Origin of the sequence: Mucilaginibacter sabulilitoris (assembly GCF_034262375.1) — a bacterium.
In the GTDB taxonomy this organism is placed as follows: Bacteria; Bacteroidota; Bacteroidia; order Sphingobacteriales; family Sphingobacteriaceae; genus Mucilaginibacter; species Mucilaginibacter sabulilitoris.
The window spans coordinates 3,764,094-3,781,518 of record NZ_CP139558.1 but is presented as its reverse complement, the minus strand read 5'-3'; the positions used below and the strand labels follow the sequence as shown (position 1 = coordinate 3,781,518).

At 42.6% G+C, this 17,425-nt stretch carries 10 protein-coding genes; 2 read left to right on the top strand and 8 right to left on the bottom strand.

Going from position 1 to position 17,425, the window contains the following annotated elements:
* Positions 1-466: 466 nt before the first annotated feature.
* The 6 genes from SNE25_RS16430 to SNE25_RS16405 all read right to left on the bottom strand — a co-directional run bounded on the left by SNE25_RS16430 (position 467) and on the right by SNE25_RS16405 (position 10,914).
* Positions 467-2,083, bottom strand: coding sequence for a DUF6377 domain-containing protein (locus tag SNE25_RS16430; RefSeq protein WP_321560078.1), 1,617 nt, complete (start codon positions 2,081-2,083; stop codon positions 467-469).
* A 348-nt stretch (positions 2,084-2,431) separates the two neighbouring features.
* Positions 2,432-3,361 carry a reverse transcriptase domain-containing protein gene (locus tag SNE25_RS16425; protein WP_321560077.1) on the bottom strand — a complete coding sequence of 310 codons (930 nt, stop codon included), beginning with the start codon at positions 3,359-3,361 and terminating at the stop codon, positions 2,432-2,434.
* Positions 3,362-3,363: 2 nt separating this feature from the next.
* On the bottom strand, positions 3,364-4,653 hold the full coding sequence (gene ltrA / locus SNE25_RS16420) for a group II intron reverse transcriptase/maturase (protein WP_321560076.1): 1,290 nt from the start codon (positions 4,651-4,653) through the stop codon (positions 3,364-3,366).
* 505 nt (positions 4,654-5,158) lie between these two features.
* Positions 5,159-5,602 (bottom strand): reverse transcriptase domain-containing protein, encoded by a 444-nt coding sequence (locus SNE25_RS16415; RefSeq protein ID WP_321563968.1) that lies wholly within the window; start codon positions 5,600-5,602, stop codon positions 5,159-5,161.
* Positions 5,603-6,147: 545 nt separating this feature from the next.
* Entirely contained in the window at positions 6,148-7,890 is a 1,743-nt protein-coding gene (locus tag SNE25_RS16410; RefSeq protein WP_321566193.1) for a RagB/SusD family nutrient uptake outer membrane protein, read from the bottom strand.
* 18 nt (positions 7,891-7,908) lie between these two features.
* Positions 7,909-10,914, bottom strand: coding sequence for a SusC/RagA family TonB-linked outer membrane protein (locus SNE25_RS16405; protein ID WP_321566192.1), 3,006 nt, complete (start codon positions 10,912-10,914; stop codon positions 7,909-7,911).
* 739 nt (positions 10,915-11,653) lie between these two features.
* Between SNE25_RS16405 and SNE25_RS16400 the strand changes: the two genes are divergently transcribed.
* The gene (locus SNE25_RS16400) at positions 11,654-12,991 is read left to right on the top strand and encodes a DUF6377 domain-containing protein (RefSeq protein ID WP_321566191.1); all 1,338 of its coding nucleotides are present in this window, start codon (positions 11,654-11,656) and stop codon (positions 12,989-12,991) included.
* Positions 12,992-13,119: 128 nt separating this feature from the next.
* Here the strand turns inward: SNE25_RS16400 and SNE25_RS16395 are convergent, their stop codons facing one another.
* A complete protein-coding gene (locus SNE25_RS16395; RefSeq protein WP_321566190.1) occupies positions 13,120-13,941 on the bottom strand; it encodes an alpha/beta fold hydrolase in 822 nt (273 codons plus the stop codon).
* Between the two features lie 176 nt (positions 13,942-14,117).
* On the opposite strand from SNE25_RS16395, the gene xth reads away from it, so the two are divergent.
* On the top strand, positions 14,118-14,888 hold the full coding sequence (xth, locus tag SNE25_RS16390) for an exodeoxyribonuclease III (RefSeq protein ID WP_321566189.1): 771 nt from the start codon (positions 14,118-14,120) through the stop codon (positions 14,886-14,888).
* Positions 14,889-14,929: 41 nt separating this feature from the next.
* Here xth and SNE25_RS16385 read toward each other — a convergent pair whose 3' ends face one another.
* Complete coding sequence (locus tag SNE25_RS16385; protein ID WP_321566188.1) at positions 14,930-17,353, bottom strand: bifunctional YncE family protein/alkaline phosphatase family protein; 2,424 nt, start codon at positions 17,351-17,353, stop codon at positions 14,930-14,932.
* Positions 17,354-17,425: the final 72 nt, after the last annotated feature.

Below are 17,425 nucleotides of genomic sequence, written 5' to 3'. Positions count from 1 at the left end.
GTTAAAAATTGGTTTATAAAATCGTTTTAGGAGCGTCACAAACGACATTCCTATCAATTTGGTTATCGACCTATGCTGTTTCGGAATGATATTTATGGTACAGGTAAAATTCTTAAGCAGCGGCAGCCTGCTTACTGTATTTTACATACGTAACTACATTTTCCGAAAAAAAACTATTATTGGTTTATAAGGGTATCCGATCACCGGTAGGCGGTTAATAACTTAGGTTAACCGTAATGATTGGATAACATACAAAGTTGTATATAGGGAAGTACAATAAATACCTGTTTTACCGACGCTTATAAAAAATCAAAACGCTTTTTTGTATAAAAAATTCATTATCAGTAAATTAAACCAAATTAATTAATAAAAAATCTAACTAAAGTTTAAGCTATTTGAAGATAAAAGCATTAAAATTAACCCTTAGATTAACCCTTAAATATCACAAACGAACCGGCGAACCTGCTTAAGAATGGACGCTTTCGATGTCGACAAAATTGATCTCCATGATCTTGTTTTCAAAATCATCGCCATGTACAAGCGCCTTTGATTTAATTCGGGTTTTGTAAGTGTAAATAGTGCTTACGGCACTCTGCAGTATATTGGCTATTGTTTGTGTATCCTTAATACCTAACCGCATGAGGGCAAATATGCGCAGGTTAGTGTTTAAAATCTCATTATCCTTTGGCCATATCTGATCTTCGGGCTTTAGCAAAGCGTTAAAGGAGGTAATAAAATTAGGGAACAGCTTAAGGAATATATTATCGAACGTATGAAACAAAATATGACGCTCTTGTTTAATGTCGATTTGATTGGCTAAATGCAATAACTCCTCATAATTCTGAATTTTGATCTTACGTTCGGTATTTCTTTTTATTTTTTCGAGTTTGAGAATATAACCGGAAATAACGTCAAAAAAATAACCAATGTATTCTTCCTTGATCTGGGCATCTTCTGAAAGTTTTTTATTTAAACCATCTAAATGCTGGTTCTTTTCGCTCACGATGGCTTCACGGCGTTTTACTCTTTTTAACCTGGTATATACAACTACCGAAATAAATACAACGCCCGCTATGGCGATGCTTAAGATAGTTATGAGATAGGTTAATATTTCATTTTTTTTATTTTCAGAATTGATGAGCTTTTGAGCCGATAGCGTGGTTAAAATGGCCACAATTTCTATCTTATGCATCTTGTTGCCATAAATATTGGCCTGATCCAGCGCTTCCTGTAAAAGGATTTCAGCATCTTCAATTTTGCCCTCATCCATTAATATTTTTCCAAGTGTAAAAATGGCCAACGTCTCTTTGGTTGACGAGCGGATATCATAAATGGCAGCAAGTGTAATTAGTCGTATTTTTTGGGGCCCGGTAGTTAAATTGCTTAAATCATGTGCTATCATGGCACGTTCATGATAGGTTGGTAAATTGCTGTTCAATAATTTAACACAATAAGCGGTGGCCTTATCATTTTGCCCGTATATCGTGCACAGCTCGGCTAAATGCCTATATTTTTCATACGATCCTGGCTTACTTAGGCGTATGGCCGCGGTTAAGGCTTTTATAGATTCGGCGCGGTTAGAAGGGGAATAAAATTCATCGGTATTATACAGAGCCTGCCGGGTATAAGCTTTTGATTTTAATTCATAGTATCTTAATTTGACGCTATCAGGTGCCTGGTTTACGTCAATCTGACTAAGACATTCAAAAGTTTCCTTAAACATGCCCCATGACGATTGAATTGTACCCAGCTTTATTTTGCTTTCATACAGCTTAGGCAAATCGTTCATCTTACGGCTTAAGGCCAGCAGCTTTTCAGTATATACATGGGCCGAATCAAATATGAAATCCTTATACTCCTGGTACAGCTTATCGCAAATGGCATATTGGGTGTAAAAATCGGATTTGGGAACCGAAGCCAGGGTTTCCTTTAATTTTTTGATATGGCGGTCTTTTTCACCATCGTAGATTTTTTTTTTTAGGATCTCGGATTTTAAAACCCTTAAAAGACTATCAGTATATTCTTTACATTTTGCATTACAGGATACTATTATAAAAAAGAACACCGACAGCAACACTTTCATAGTTAGGGGATTTTTTTTAACACATAGCTAATTTATATATTTTCATCAGAAAGGGATTCTGAAACAATAAAATGCAGTTTATACAACTAAAAGGTTTGCCGCTGAAACTGAGGGAATAAATAGGGTAAAGAAGGCTTCGCGGCGTCAGCAAGGACAACCTGAGGGCAAAAAGAGTCAACAAAAAAAGCCTTCAATTAGAAGGCTTTGTGGCAAAATCTTACAATCTGCCGCTCCAATGCCAATAAGGGTACGGAGCGGCAGTTGATTTGATTAGTTAGTAAACCCAGGCATTGCAGCCTGAGATTCTATCAGAACCGTACGTGCACGTCTCCGCGCATACGGCTCCCATTATCGTAGTTCCATTAATGGCTTAGCACCGAATGCCCAGTGTGCGAACAAGTTGGGTTTACGCCTGTAAAGGCTGCTTACCCATTTCATTCCTCTGGTGACGCTGGTTCTAAGCTTTTTGTATTTCCGTATTGCCCAGTTGGCTATTTTGGCATTTATCGTGCGCATAAAGTCTCTCAACCTTGTCGCATAGAACTTGCCATAGTAGTTAATCCAACCTTGCAGGACAGGATTTATGGCTTTGGCAACTGCCTCGACTTCGATGCCTGGTATGCGCAGTATCGGCATGTTGTTCAGCTTTTCATTCATCGCTGTCATTGCCTTTGTGCTTACGCCCGGCAGGAAGTTGGTAAAGTCCTCTTTCCGTTGGCTGTTCTGCGCTTGTCGCGGCTTGAACGTGTAACCAAGGAAGTCGAACGTTACTACTTTGGGGCTTTTGTTGGTACGGTTGCTGTCTTTGCAGTAGACGATCTTTGTTTTGTCTTCGTGCATCTCCAGTCCGCAATCCTTCAGTCGCTTAGCCAGTAGTTCCTTTAAGCGGATAGCTTGTTCTTCTCGCCTGCAATGAATGACTCCATCATCCGCATACCGCTCGAAAGCTAAGTCGGGATAGTTGTTCATCAGCCACATATCCATTGCGTAATGCAGGTAAAGGTTTGATAGTATGGGACCGATCACCGAGCCTTGCGGCACGCCTTTCGTCCTTTGCACTATCGTTCCATCTTCCAGTTGCAAGGGTGCTACCAGCCATCTTTTGATGTATACTACCATCCATTCGTCCGCTGCATGTTTCTCAACAGACAGCATGAGCAGATCATGCGGGATGTTGTGTCGGGTAGAAGCACAGATTACTCCCTTGCTTCCCCCACAGAACCCGCCGTGCAGATTTCCCGCAACGGGCTCTTCAGGATGTTTGTCCATTCTTTGCATAATTAGATATTAGCGTGTAACAATTGTGGATAGGGCATTTCAAACCACTTTTTATTGTCCAGATATCCCCATTGCGAGCGAGTGCGCTGGCTTTTGCGTCTGATAGCAAAGCGCCAACACCTTCTCACATAGAGCCTTATCAGGTTCAATTTCTCCACACAATGTGTTAAGGCGTAGTATTGATAGAAACCTCTCAACATCGACAGTATTTGCCTCTGCTGATCCCACACATCATAGTGTGGATGTCGTTTCAACCATTCCTTTACCCTGTCAAGGAACTTTCGACAGCTTTTCTGTCTGGGTTTTCGAATTAGAACGAACTTACCTTCATGGTCTGTCCCACAGATGTGAGCGAAGCCAAGAAAGTCGAACTTTCCAACAGGTTGGTTAAAGCTTTTGCCCCGTTCTCTGGCGAACCGCCCGAATGGCATTGACCTTGTCTTTTCTTCTGCCAGTTCCAGATGAAACTCCTGGAAGCGTTCCTTCAGTTCCTTGCCAAAGCGAATCGCGTCTCTTTCATATTGGAAACAAGCCACAAAATCGTCCACGTAACGCACCAGGTGTGCTTCGCCGTTACAAGAAGCTTTTAACTTCTTTTCAAACCATAGGTCGAGTACGTAATGCAGATATACATTTGCCAGTATGCACGATACCGGGCCACCCTGTGGTACTCCGTCTTCTTTACTGATTTTCAGCCCGTCGGACATTATTCCCGCCCGGAGCCATTTGTCAACCAATCGGAGTATTACCGGGTCTGCAATTTTCTGCTTTAGAAATTGTCTTAACCAATCATGATTTACCCTGTCAAAGTAGGCACGTATATCTGCTTCATAGACTTGCATTACCTTGCCTGCAATAATGTGGCTTCGTAATGCGCCTATCGCGCCATGTGCATCTCGCTTTGGCCTGTAACCCCATGATGAGTTCAGAAAGACAGGCTCGAACACGGCATTCAGTATCCTTGCTACAGCAGCTTGCAGCAACCGGTCGGAAACGGTGGGTATACCCAACAATCTCGTTTTGGCTCCATCTTTGGGTATTTCTACCCGGCGTACTGGTGGCGCATAATACTTACCTGCTCGTAATTGTTCGTGCATTTCTTGTACTCTTTCTTCCAGCTTTTCTGCAAAAGCTGCCATTGTTTCCTTGTCGATTCCCGGCGCTCCTTTCTTGTTCATCTTCTTCCATGTTTCCTTTAAGAAAGTTGGTGTTAAAAGATGCGCCAAAGAGGTGAACACCGTCCTCTTGTCTAATTTTGCCTTCACGGCTACACTGCTCAGTTGCGTTTTCATGCGTTCTCCTTCTCTGTGTTCATGTTTCCATAATTTGTAAGGTTCATGTGTCCCTTTACTGTGTTACATTCCTGCCTGTCCCTTCCCCGTGTACGCAGCTTTCCTGCGCTCAGAATACTATGAACAGGTCCGACTTCCATATCAGCCTCCACCTTTCTTCGGAGCTCCTTTAGTCCGGTGTACCTTATCTTCCCGACAAGGACTGGTATGGATCTCCCGGGTTTCCGTCATTTCCGTTTCTGCCGTGCCACGCCCTAAGACCCCGCCGGAGTCTCCAACACTCTCGCCTTCTGCGAGTGCCTACTTTTGCCTTCCAGGTTCTTCGAGCCTGTCGGCCTCCGGTTCTCTAATAACGAGGCTCAATAGCTTCACTTGCGTTGTGGCCCGGTCATCGCTCTGCCTACGCTTAGCACGCTTCGTTACCTAACGCACTCAAGGCTCGATTCTCAGTGGGCAGGCTTAGCCCTTGCTGAGACAGGAATCTCACCTGCTGAAAATGCCGAACTTAGCCCGGCGCACCGAAGAACCCTTTGATATCTACGTCCAGCAGCCAGTGATATTCCCAACACCTTTCACGGGTTTTGGCAACTGCCTGCAACGCAGATTTCTTAGGCCGGTAGCCGTAGGAATCATCATGGAAAAGGTTGTCGACCACCTTTCCCAACATCCCGGCTACCACCGCTTGTCCGATACGGTCGGTTATGGTAGGTATACCTAATGGCCTTTTACCGCCATCTTTCTTGGGTATCTCCACCAGTTTAATCGCAGGGGGCATATAGCTGCCTGAACTCATTTGGTTCCATAGCTTATACAGATGTTTCTGTGGCTGTTGGTCAAATGCTTCCATACTCATCTGGTCTACACCAGATGCCCCTTTGTTGGTTTTGATCTTCAAGTAAGCTTCCTGCACCGACTTTTTCGAAATACAATATGGTTTTGGCCTATACATGTCTTATACCTCCTGTAGGTTGCCCTTTGAACAGTTTCTATTAATGTACAGCGCCTGATAATGCCACCCCTTCGCTCTTGCCAAGTTTCCAAGGCTATCATCACTACTACGGGCGGCTCTGCCCCTGTGGTACGCATCGATAGTTTCGGACTTACGGGTTCTTCCGCTTGACCTTTTCTCTTCACATCGTTCCGACAGGTTCCCAAGTTCCGCTTGAATGCCTGTATAAAGCTCACGCTGCCTATACGCCGGATGCCGCAGGGACGGTAAACAGGTCGTCCTCCCTGCTGATAATAAAGTGATACTGTACTTTACTTTTGACATCATCTAATCCTTTCGACGTCTCTTCGGCAGTTCATTTGCATTCGTCTTCTTTATACTTACCTGACAGCTTAATACTGCCTTCTCTGCTAACGCTTCCCACCCTGGCTCTTTACCAGAGCAACTTAGCAGCGGTTTGGTACCTGCTCCTGTAAGCCGATACCGAGGGGCCTGTCCTCATCATTCAAACAGCACCGATTTGCTGCGCAAATCGTTCATGGCGCTCAATATCCCGGATTTTGCACCAGTTGAGGGTTCACACCCAAAATATCTTTACCAATAGGAAATATTTCGGTGTGCTTATCGCCATCTGGTTTTTTATCCCACCAGGTGCCTGTGCTAAACACGCCCCAGCGTATCAGATCGGTACGACGGCGGTTTTCTCCCAAAAACTCACGCCCCCACTCGTCAAGCATTTCCTGATCAGTTAACTGGCTTCCGTCGCTTTTATATAAACTTGGAGAGTTTGCAGGGTAATTACGTTTCCTTACCGCATTTAACAATACCGCAGCGCCGGATTTGTCGCCCGACCTGTATTTACACTCCGCAAGTGAATAATAGATTTCAGATAACCTGATTTCTGCATAAGCCGAAGTTATCCTGTTAGGATCGGGCGTTGGGTAAAGCGGGTATTTTAAAAAGAACACCCCTGAATTATGATCTGCATGGTTCATGTCAGATTCCTTATCGGCTATTTTTTTCCCGGGTTTGGTGTCCAGGAACATACCCACCTGATCACGGATAAACAAAGGATAATCACCTTTATTTCCCTTTACAGTATCGGTCACCGTTTTTCCATTAACGCTGTGCTGATAGGGCAGATATCCGAACAGGAACATACCTTCTCTTTTGCTGTTTCCCAGATTTTTATACAACTTCAGGCGATAGTCGTCCGGGTATTTTTGAAATTTCACAAAAGGTTTTCCCAATTGAAAGCTATACTCTACACTATCTACATCCCTGCCCGGCTGCAATGCGTATTTTGGATTGGCCTGGCCAAAATCGGTAAATCCGCAATAGAGGGGTGCCGCGTCATAGGTCATGGCGAAAAAGAACATCCCGCCATCGTACTGCCAGTGTGTACGTGACAAGCTACCCGGGAAACCATATATGGTTTCGGAAGCCACGGTACTATTGGTATAATCGAAAGGCGCGTCCCAGCGGGTATCTAATGCATAGGCCCCATACTTTCCATTAATAATGTCCTGACAAACTGCAGCGCATTCGGCAAACTTATCAACGCCCGTGTATACTTTTGAATTTAGATATAAACGTACCAGCAATGCGGCAGCACCGGCTTTAGTCCATCTTCCAATGCCCTGATCGCCCAGGCTCTCACGTGTTGGCAAATCAGGAATGGCCGCCTTTAATTCCGATTCTATGAAGTTAAAAGCTTCCTGTGGGGGTACCTGCTTATTACCCTGTGTTGAACTTTTCACATCGGTAATAATCTCGATATTTCTGTAAAAATCAAGCGCTCTTAAATTAAACCAGGCACGCAGTGTTTTTAATTCGGCTTTAAAATCGGCTAATTCAGTTGGTGTTATATTTAATTTTGCCGGATCTTTTATGCCCTCCATATCCTGCAGGGAATTGGTGGCGAGTACAATACCCTGGTAAAAGGCTGTCCATGCGCCACTTGTAAACCCATCGTTAATGGTCCAGGTATGATAATGCATACGCTGGTAATATCCACCGTCCTGCCAGTCGCCTTGCCGGTTTACCGTAGCAAGCTCATCGGTGCAATCTTCGCTGGCTGCATAAATATCATTACCCTGTATGCTCCAATACGCATGTTCAAAGGGCCTTAAAAAATCACGTATCACATCGTCTCTGCGGGTCAGGAACTGATCCACTGCAACTTTATCATATACTTTCTCATCAAGCTTGGTGCAACTGCCTGCCACTAACAGTACAAGGAGCATTGTTCCCGCGCTTATATATCTTAGTTTTTTTATGCGTTTCATCTTTACAAAAATTAAAGGTTAAAAAGTTACCTGAACACCTAACAGCAGTTGAAGAGTAGATGGATAATAATTCAACGTGCCGTTTCCATCAGAATTTGTATTTATACCGGGCCTTAATCCGTTCACAGATATGAGGTCGGGATCGCCGCCGGTATATTTAGTGAAGGTGTGCAGGTTTCTGCCCGTGGCGTATACTCTGAAACGATGGATGTACTTGGATGCAATCTGGTGCGAATATCCTAATGAGACGTTATCAATTTTCACAAACGAACCCGGTTCAAGAAAATAATCAGATGCGATGGAAGCTGTGGAAGGATTGGTAAGTTTAGAATATTTACTGCTGCTGTTATATGCCGAGGTAAGCACATTGATATCAGCCTGAGTAGCTGGTGTACCTAAATAAAAAGCGGGCATATTGAAAATTTTATAGCCAAAATTGCCGCGGAGAAATATACCCAGATCCCAGTTTTCATAGCTAAAGGTATTGCCCAGAGAAGCGGTCCATTTGGGCAGGCCGTTGCCTATAAATTGCTTATCATCATTACTGGCATTATTGGCAGTTACTATACTTCCGTCTTTTTTATAAACCAACAGTGTTCCCTTATCATCAACCCCGGCAGATTTAAGACCGTAGAATTCCCCTATCCTTTCGCCTTCCTGAATACGTTGAATGTTACCGGGGCTGCCAGGCGCTGGTAATCCTATTATATCCAGGTATGGGGCACCTTTATAAATATCATTGGAGAACGAAACAAACTTATTATTATTGAGTGCAGCAGCGAAAGAAATGTCATATTTAAATTTCGGGCCATTTACGGCACTCGCGTTCAATTGTATTTCGATACCTGAGTTTTTTAAAGTACCTACGTTTGCATAGGTTTGTGACTGAGGGTTTGGCGGCACAGGCACGTTATAGCTACCCAACAAATCTTTATTGGTACGGATATAATAATTCAAAGATCCCGAGAGCCGGCTGTTAAACAGCTCAAAATCAAGCCCCACATTAAAGTTGATGGCTTTTTCCCATCTTAAATTGGGGTTGATATTCTGCGACGGTCCAAATACCTGGTAAGTGGTGCCATCAAACGGGAAGTAACCGTATCCTCCATATAAAAGCAACGATTGGTAGCTTCCGAAATCTTGGTTACCGGTTACTCCATAATCTGCCCTTAACTTGAGGTCATTAAGCCATGATATTTTATTTTTCAAAAACTCTTCATCAGAAATTCTCCAGGCAGCCGATGCAGCCGGGAAATTTCCCCATTTATTATTGGGACCGAATTTTGATGAACCCTCGCGCCTTAAACTGGCAGTTACAATATATTTGTTATCATAAACATAGTTTACCCTGCCAAAAAAAGCTATCAGCGTAGAGCCGTTCCTGGTTGAACCAACGGCATTTTGCCCATTACCTTTATCACCACCATTATACGCTCCTGAACCCAGGTTATTCCACAGAAAAGAGTCGAATGGGAAGTCATAATTACTGGCCTTAAACTGTTGATAATCATATAATGCGTATGAATATCCGGCCAGTAGCTTGATGTCATGCTTACCAAAAGTTGCAAAATAGTTACCCGTCCATTCCACGTTCTTTACATCATTTTCAACTTGCTCCTGCGAAGCATAATTTGTTTTGTTAACAGGGTTTGAATGTAAAATGGTACTAAGCGTGGAGGGACTGAAGTTGAGGTTTTTAAATGAAGAACTTACTTCCGAAACGGTAACAGCAGTATTTAAGTTTTTTAAAATATTCACTTTAAAAGTACCATTCATGTCCAGTTCTTTGATCTCTTGTTGTGCCTGGATCATTTTGGCATTTTCTACCGGGTTATTGGAAAAAAAACCGGTATTTATAAAGTTGTACTGTCCTGTGCTATTGTAGATAGGCAGCGTGGGGTTAAGCGTTAATGCATTATTAAACCCACTATAATCGGCAGTATTGGTATTTGCATACCGCGGGGCAACATTCAGGCTTACAGAAAAAATATTATCTGCCGAGGTATGATTCACATTAACCCGGGCACCATATTCTTTTTTATTGGCCCGGAGATCAATCCCGTCGGCATTCCTGTAATCGGCTGATGCAAAAAAGTTGGTTTTACCCGAGCCTCCTGAAAACTGAAGCGTGTGTTTTTGACCAAATGAGGGTGAATTACTGACCGACTTTAACCAATCGGTATTCCCTCCATAATCCTGGCCCTGTTTATTATCAACCCTATTTTTGATGAAATCATCTTTTGAAAGCACCTGTAGTTTATTGGTGATATAATCAAAACTGGTATAGCCATCATAAAATAAACGCGATTGGGATGTTCCCTTTTTTGTAGTAATAATAATAACACCGTTACTGCCCCGGGTACCATAAATGGCCGAAGCCGCGCCACCTTTCAGCACATCAATTGATTCAATATCGTTTTGATTGATGTTATCGATATTACCGCCAGGCACACCATTAATAACATACAAAGGCCCCAAACCTGCATTACGGGATGAAACCCCTCGCAACTGAACGGTGGGGGTCGAATTTGGATCGGCAGCGGCAGTATTGGAAATTGTAAGCCCAGGCACCTTACCCTGTAAAGACATTAAGGGGCTATTACTGCCAACGGAAAGCAGATCTTTGGAAGATACGTGTGAAATAGCGCTGGAAACCTCCTTTTTATCAAGGGTTCCGTAGCCAACGCTTACCACAACCACTTCCTTCAGCGTTTTCTGATCCGTTTCCAGCTTTATACTTAAAACTGCACCATCTGTAACCCCTACTTCCTGGCGTTTATAGCCAATAAAAGAAACTACCAGGGTATTAACCGACCCTGGAACAGAGAGTTTAAAATTGCCATTAGCATCGGTATTGGTACCGATAGTTGATCCTTTAACAGAAACGGTTACACTTGGTAGCGGTAAGCCGGTTTCTAAGTCTGTTACTTTACCTGTAACTGTTTTATTTTGCGCCATAGCAGGCAGCACAAAAAGACATAACAAGGCAAAGCAACTTAACAATCGTAAAATTTTTACTTGCATAATTGTTTGGTTAATTGGTTTATAAACACAGTCATTTACCATTCATCGCTGCAGCCGGTTGTTAGTAATACCGGCATCATTGTGGCGCATTTAATTGGCAAGTCAAAGTAAAACATGATTTGCGCTGGTTATTCTACAAGCATGTTCACAGAGGCATAAAATCTAAAAATATACAGACATACATAATTGATATTGAGTTATATACATTTTAAATCAAGCCTTAAAATCTAAGAAAATACAGGTATTTTCAGTTGCACTGATTGCCCGTTTCGCATTTGAAATGTTGGAGACGTTTAGTTATTTATTAATTTTTTTGGCATAGCGCCACCTTCTAATAAGAAATTACAATGGTGGTTCTTCCGATTGATTGAATTAAATTCGGCGGGTACAAAATGGTCAAACATTACCCGATACTTTTTCAAAATTCATGGGTAACCGAAACTCAAGAGACTGATCTATGATGAAAACTACAATACTTTTTATTAGCTTTTTTTTGTTTGCAAATTTTTGTGGCTATTCGCAAGACACAAGATCAGATAGTCTTTTAAAAGTTTTAAAAAATGAGCTGACCAGAGAAAGCTTTCACAATCGTAGCAAAGAAAAAAGAATAAGGCTGTTACAGCGTTGTTTACTTCATACCGACAATACAAACTTTGATGCCCAGTATAACCTATATTCTAAAATTTCCGACGAATACCACTCCTTCAAATTTGATTCGGCGTTTGTATATGTCAAAAAGATGATTGATCTCTGTGTGAAATTTAAAAAAAAGGAAAACCTGATTAAGAGCAAGATCCTGCTGGGGGTTACCTTATTAAATTCGGGTTTTTATAAGGAAGCCTTTGACGTAACAGAAAAAATTGACACCAGTGGCTTATCCAGGGCACTTAAAACCGATTACCTGGTATTATGTGCACGCCTAAATGCAGGGATAGGTGACTATGACAACGACGCTTATTTTTCAAGATTATACTACAAACAGTCGGTAGATGATTTTAAAAATGCTGAAATCGCGACGCCTTCAAATGATTTCGAAAAAACCATTAACCTGGCTTTTCTTCCTGATTCGATGAAAAACAAGAAGCTGACACCGCAGTTTTTCTATAACTTAATTATTCAGCGTCGCATGCCTGAACATACTGTCGCTATGGTTGCCACCCGCATCAGTTATGCCTATACCGACGATAACAAAATCCTTTTTCTTGCACTTGCGGCCATCAATGACATTCGCTCCTCTACCAAAGAAACCCTGGCTGTATTTTTACTCGGCCAGGAGTTGTTTAAACTGAACAAGACGGCTGATGCTTACATTTTTATGCAGGAGGCAGCAAAAAATGCCAAGTTTTATGGCGCAAGAAACCGCGCCGTGCAAATCGAGTCGATTTTGCCGATTGTTGCAAGTAAGTTAATTGACGAGAAACAACATGAAAAAGACAAGCTCCTGATCGGGTTTCTGATGTTTGTGATTGTCGCAGTTGTATTGTTTTTCCTGCTGGTGATTTATAGGAGACAGTTATTGCGGATCAAAGCCAATGAACAGGAGATCACGGAAAAAAATATCGAACTGGAAAACGTAAATGAAAAACTTTGGGAGTCTTCGAAAATAAAGGAGGAACTTATCGGGTTGTTCTTTAAAACGTGTTCTTCATACATAGGAACACTCGAAAAATTAAAACGCAGAACGCAACGCAATATTAAACTCGGGAAATATGATGATGTAAATGCGGTGCTAAATGATGTTCACATAGAACAAGAAAAGGGACAGTTATACAACACCCTTGATACTGTTTTTTTAACAATGTTCCCCAATTTCATTGCAGTTTTTAATGAACTGCTCAAAAAAGAAGATCAAATTTGGCCAAAATCGGGTGAAACTATGAATGCAACGCTCCGGATATTTGCATTGATGCGGCTGGGGATAAATGATTTGGAAGTAATTGCTAAAATATTGGATTACAGCGTGAGCACGGTATACACCTATCAAATACGAATTAAATCAAGAGCCTTGGTTCCCGCAGATGTTTTTGAGCAGAAAATCATGGATATTAAATTTATTGATAACAGAGCCGTCAGTTAAAAATTGTAAACTTTATTGTAATGTTTTTTCTGAAGAGGGCCACAAAAAAAGCTGTCAATTCTATAGATGACAGCTTTTTTGTATCGTAATTATCCCCGGTTTTCGCGGGTAATTAATGGTTGAAATCCTTAGGATTGAATAAACGCCAAAAGATCCCTATTGATGGTCGCTGCTTCTGTAGCCGGCATGCCATGCGGAAACCCCGGATAAGAGATCAGTTTTCCATTTTTCAATAGCTTTATTGCTTTTGCTCCCGAAATAGGAAATGGAACGATCTGATCGTCTTCGCCATGCAGCACGAGCACCGGAATATCCACACTTTTAAGGTCTTCTGTAAAATCCGTTTCGGAGAAGGCTTTAACACCGTCATGATGCGCTTTAACACTGCCCATCATACCCTGGCGCCACCAATTATCCCGGATGCCCTGCGATATTTTAGCTCCTTCACGGTTATAACCATAAAACGGGATTGTAAAATCCGCAAAGTATTGGGCCCTGTTAAATGCGGTACCCTCACGTATTTCATCAAATATGGCCATTGGAACACCATCCGGATTATTTTCAGTTTGAACCATCAGTGGCGTAACCGCGCTGATGAGCACAACTTTGGCTACCCGGCCTTTCCCTAAATTAGCCGCATAATGTATGGCTTCGCCGCCGCCTGTTGAGTGGCCAATATGTATGGCATCTTTCAAATCAAGCGCCTCTGTCACCGCTGCCACATCGGCTGCGTAGGTATCCATGTCATGTCCACCTGAAACCTGACTTGACCTGCCATGTCCACGGCGATCATGGGCAATCACCCGGTATCCCCGTTTCAGGAAAAACATCATCTGGTTGTCCCAGTCATCGCCGGATAATGGCCAGCCATGATGAAAAAAAAGGGGTTGTCCTGTTCCCCAGTCCTTGTAATAAATTTCGGTTCCGTCTTTTACTTTGATTGCGCTCATCTTTTTAATCATTAAAGGTTAAGAAATTTGAAATAGTGTGTGGTTAATGTTGTTGATACAAATCTGTTGCTTTTTCCCGCAGTTCAACTTAATTTAGATTAAGAAATGAACACCCGATAAAAAAACTTTCCTGACAAAAAGTAAATAATCTCTGAACAATTATCATTTTTAAAGATATGAAAATAGCCACCTATAACGTCAACGGTGTCAATGGGCGCCTCCCCGTCCTGCTCCGCTGGTTACAAGAAACATCACCGGATGTTGTTTGCCTGCAAGAATTGAAAGCCCCGGATGAAAAGTTCCCCGAACAAGCCATCCGGGATGCGGGTTACCAGGCTATCTGGCATGGGCAAAAAAGCTGGAACGGAGTGGCTATTTTAGCAAAAGCAGACATCCGGGAACTCCGCCGGGGCTTACCCGGCGATCCTGATGACAGCCACAGCCGCTACATTGAGGCGATGGTTGGTGATATTGTGATCGGATGTTTGTATCTGCCCAATGGCAACCCTGCCCCCGGGCCAAAATTTGATTATAAGCTGGCCTGGTTTGAACGCTTAAAGTCGCACGCCTCTGGCTTGCTTGCGCATGGCATGCCGGTGGTTTTAACCGGTGATTATAATGTGATGCCTACTGAACTGGATGTATATAAACCTGAGCGCTGGCTTGATGACGCGCTTTTCAGGCCCGAAACCCGACTTGCTTTTAAAACCCTGGTAGACCAGGGCTGGACTGACGCAATCCGAAAGCTTTATCCCGAAGAAAAGATCTATACTTTTTATGATTATTTCCGCAATGCTTATGGCCGCGATGCAGGTTTACGTATTGATCATTTTCTGTTAAGCCCTGAACTGGATAAACGCCTGCTTGCAGCAGCTGTTGATCGCCATGTGCGGGGCTGGGAAAAAACAAGCGACCACTGCCCGGTTTGGATTGAGCTGGGTGATTGATGATTAAATAATGAACAAATTTAGGGCCTATTACAAACTGATCAATCGTCGTCATCTTTAACCGGAGATATTTTAACAAAGGCACTCCGTCTTGGCTCTGGCATTTTGCTTTGTGGGCCTTTTATTGCTTTCCAGACCACTTCATTTAGCAACCGGTCAGGTGCGGCATCTGCTTTGGCAAAATTAAACAATGCCGATTGTTTGGCTTCATTATTCCAGGCCGTGTTTCGTTCGTTAATATTTATGGTGGCTGCCTCTGCAGTATACCCGGCAATATCGGGAGTGGCCTGAAAGCAGTTCCACATGGGAGTGGCCGCAGCGTCATACTGGCTCATTGGAGGAAGCCTCAGAATCAATTCGATAGTACGAAGCATTCCGGAAGTGGAATACATGGTATGATTAACGCTGTGGCGTTTAACAAACGGGCTTATCACCCAGGCAACGGAGCGATGGGCATCTACATGATCGGGACCATCCTGGGCATCATCTTCTAAAACAAAAATGACAGATTCTTTCCAAATCGGGCTATGAGATATATGCTCAACAAGTCTCCCAAGCGCAAGGTCATTATCCGCTACCTGCGCTGCAGGGCTATAAGCACCTTTTGATAAACCGCTGGTATGATCATTTGGCAGATAAACAGTATTAAAATGAGGGACATTTTGTTTTGCTACCAAAGAATCGAAATCATGTTCAAAAACCTTTTCCCGGTATATATCCTGAATATCCAGGTTCCAGCCAGGATATGGCTTACAGTAATGCTCATCTTCCCTAAGCAAACCGAGCGTAGGTTTTCCGGTATCCATAAATTCGCCGTAGTTGCGGAAAGAAACACCGGCGCGCTGGCAGTAATTCCATATAAAGCCTTTGGGCGGGTTTGCAATAGGACGGCTTCCGTCAAAATCATAGTTACCTCCCCTGCCTGCATAATTTGATGGCCAGTTTTTTTCTACAAAGTCCGTAGCGTAGGCAGCCATCGACCAGTTGTGGCCATCGGCGCTTACCTCTGCATCAACATAAAAATTATCCAGTAACACGTAGTCCTGTGCCAATTTATGACCATTCGGGGTTATCTTCTTTCCAAAAAGACAAAGGCTGCTATCTCCGTTACCTTGCGGCATATCACCCAAAACCTGATCGTAAGTACGGTTCTCTTTCAATACATAAAACACGTATTTAATTGGAGATACGTCACCAACTTTAATAGGAACCGGATTACCCGCTTCGCCCAAAGTACCCTGTTCCCGCTCTTTAGAATAAGGCGTATTCTCATAAACCTGTTTGGTATACTTAGTTAATATTACAGGGGCCGGAACTGGGATTACCGACAAGGTTCCATTAAACATATTTCCGACATATTTAAACTCACTTTTAGATGTTTTTGCCTTATCATCACTCTTTTTATATTTCCTGTCGGATGGAGATAAATTGGTAACAGGTCCAATTACGTTCGAGGCAGAAGACATCCCTTTTCCGTTAGCTACTAAAATACTTTTACCAAGTACACGTACACAGGTAGGATACCATCCTACCGGAATAAACCCCAGGGAGTGGCTGTTGCCCGGATCTGACACATCAAACACTGCAAGATAATTATTGTCGGCATTGGCAATGTAAAGTGTTTTCCCATCAGCTGATAATGCAACACTGTTAGTTGTAGAACCTATTGGCGCATCCGGAGATATAGCAGCATTAAGAGTTTCAACAACCTGATGTGAGGTCACATTGATAACAGATACCGAATTTGAATTGGCATTGGCAACATACAGCCATTTGCCTTTAGCATTGACAGCCATATCTGTAGGGTGGCTCCCTGTACTTACCGAGTCTTTCAGGACATCTCTTTGCGTATCATATATCCATATTTTGCTGCCGCCCCATGCAGAAATATACAATTCCCTTTTTACCGGGTTGAGGATACAGGTATAGGCCTCAGCATAAAGTGAGACCTTTTTCAATACCTTCATTGTTTTTGTATCGCATATATATAGTGCATTGTCCTCTTTGGTCACTACATACAGCCGTTGATGTTGTTCATCAATACATAGGCCGGCGGGGCTTATTTTATTTTTAGGCCATGGCTTGCCCAGCACAAGTGTATCTTTATTAATCAGGTTTTCTCCTGTAAATTGATACCTGATGATAATATCATCATTGCCGCCAGATGCATACAGGTAATTTTTACTAAAGGTAAGGCCCAACCATGCATTTTTTACTTTTATAGATGTTACTATTCTTTTTTGTTTTAAATTGATCAGATCTATAGTCGGCCGTCCATTACCGTTATTAGTTATTGCTGCATGAATACCATCCGGGGCAAGCGCCATGTTGAGTGGCAAATCGCTGCTTAACGGTATAGAATTACCCGCCGGCGATAGAAACCAGCCATTAGGAAGCTGTACTTTTTGTGCGAAAAGCGTAGTGTTGATCAGCATTAAGCAACTACAGATAAACCAGGTTTTCATAACTATTTTTGTAACTACAATATAATGAACATTTTTATTCCGGGCTTTTCTCAAGGCAAACTTGTCTGCCGT

Coding starts and splice junctions, on each gene's coding strand:
- ltrA (WP_321560076.1), bottom strand. CDS start 4,653: ATGAAAACGCAACTGAGCAGTGTAGCCGTGAAGGCAAAATTAGACAAG.
- SNE25_RS16405 (WP_321566192.1), bottom strand. CDS start 10,914: ATGCAAGTAAAAATTTTACGATTGTTAAGTTGCTTTGCCTTGTTATGT.
- xth (WP_321566189.1), top strand. CDS start 14,118: ATGAAAATAGCCACCTATAACGTCAACGGTGTCAATGGGCGCCTCCCC.
- SNE25_RS16430 (WP_321560078.1), bottom strand. CDS start 2,083: ATGAAAGTGTTGCTGTCGGTGTTCTTTTTTATAATAGTATCCTGTAAT.
- SNE25_RS16400 (WP_321566191.1), top strand. CDS start 11,654: ATGATTGATCTCTGTGTGAAATTTAAAAAAAAGGAAAACCTGATTAAG.
- SNE25_RS16410 (WP_321566193.1), bottom strand. CDS start 7,890: ATGAAACGCATAAAAAAACTAAGATATATAAGCGCGGGAACAATGCTC.
- SNE25_RS16385 (WP_321566188.1), bottom strand. CDS start 17,353: ATGAAAACCTGGTTTATCTGTAGTTGCTTAATGCTGATCAACACTACG.
- SNE25_RS16395 (WP_321566190.1), bottom strand. CDS start 13,941: ATGAGCGCAATCAAAGTAAAAGACGGAACCGAAATTTATTACAAGGAC.
- SNE25_RS16425 (WP_321560077.1), bottom strand. CDS start 3,361: ATGCAAAGAATGGACAAACATCCTGAAGAGCCCGTTGCGGGAAATCTG.
- SNE25_RS16415 (WP_321563968.1), bottom strand. CDS start 5,602: ATGTATAGGCCAAAACCATATTGTATTTCGAAAAAGTCGGTGCAGGAA.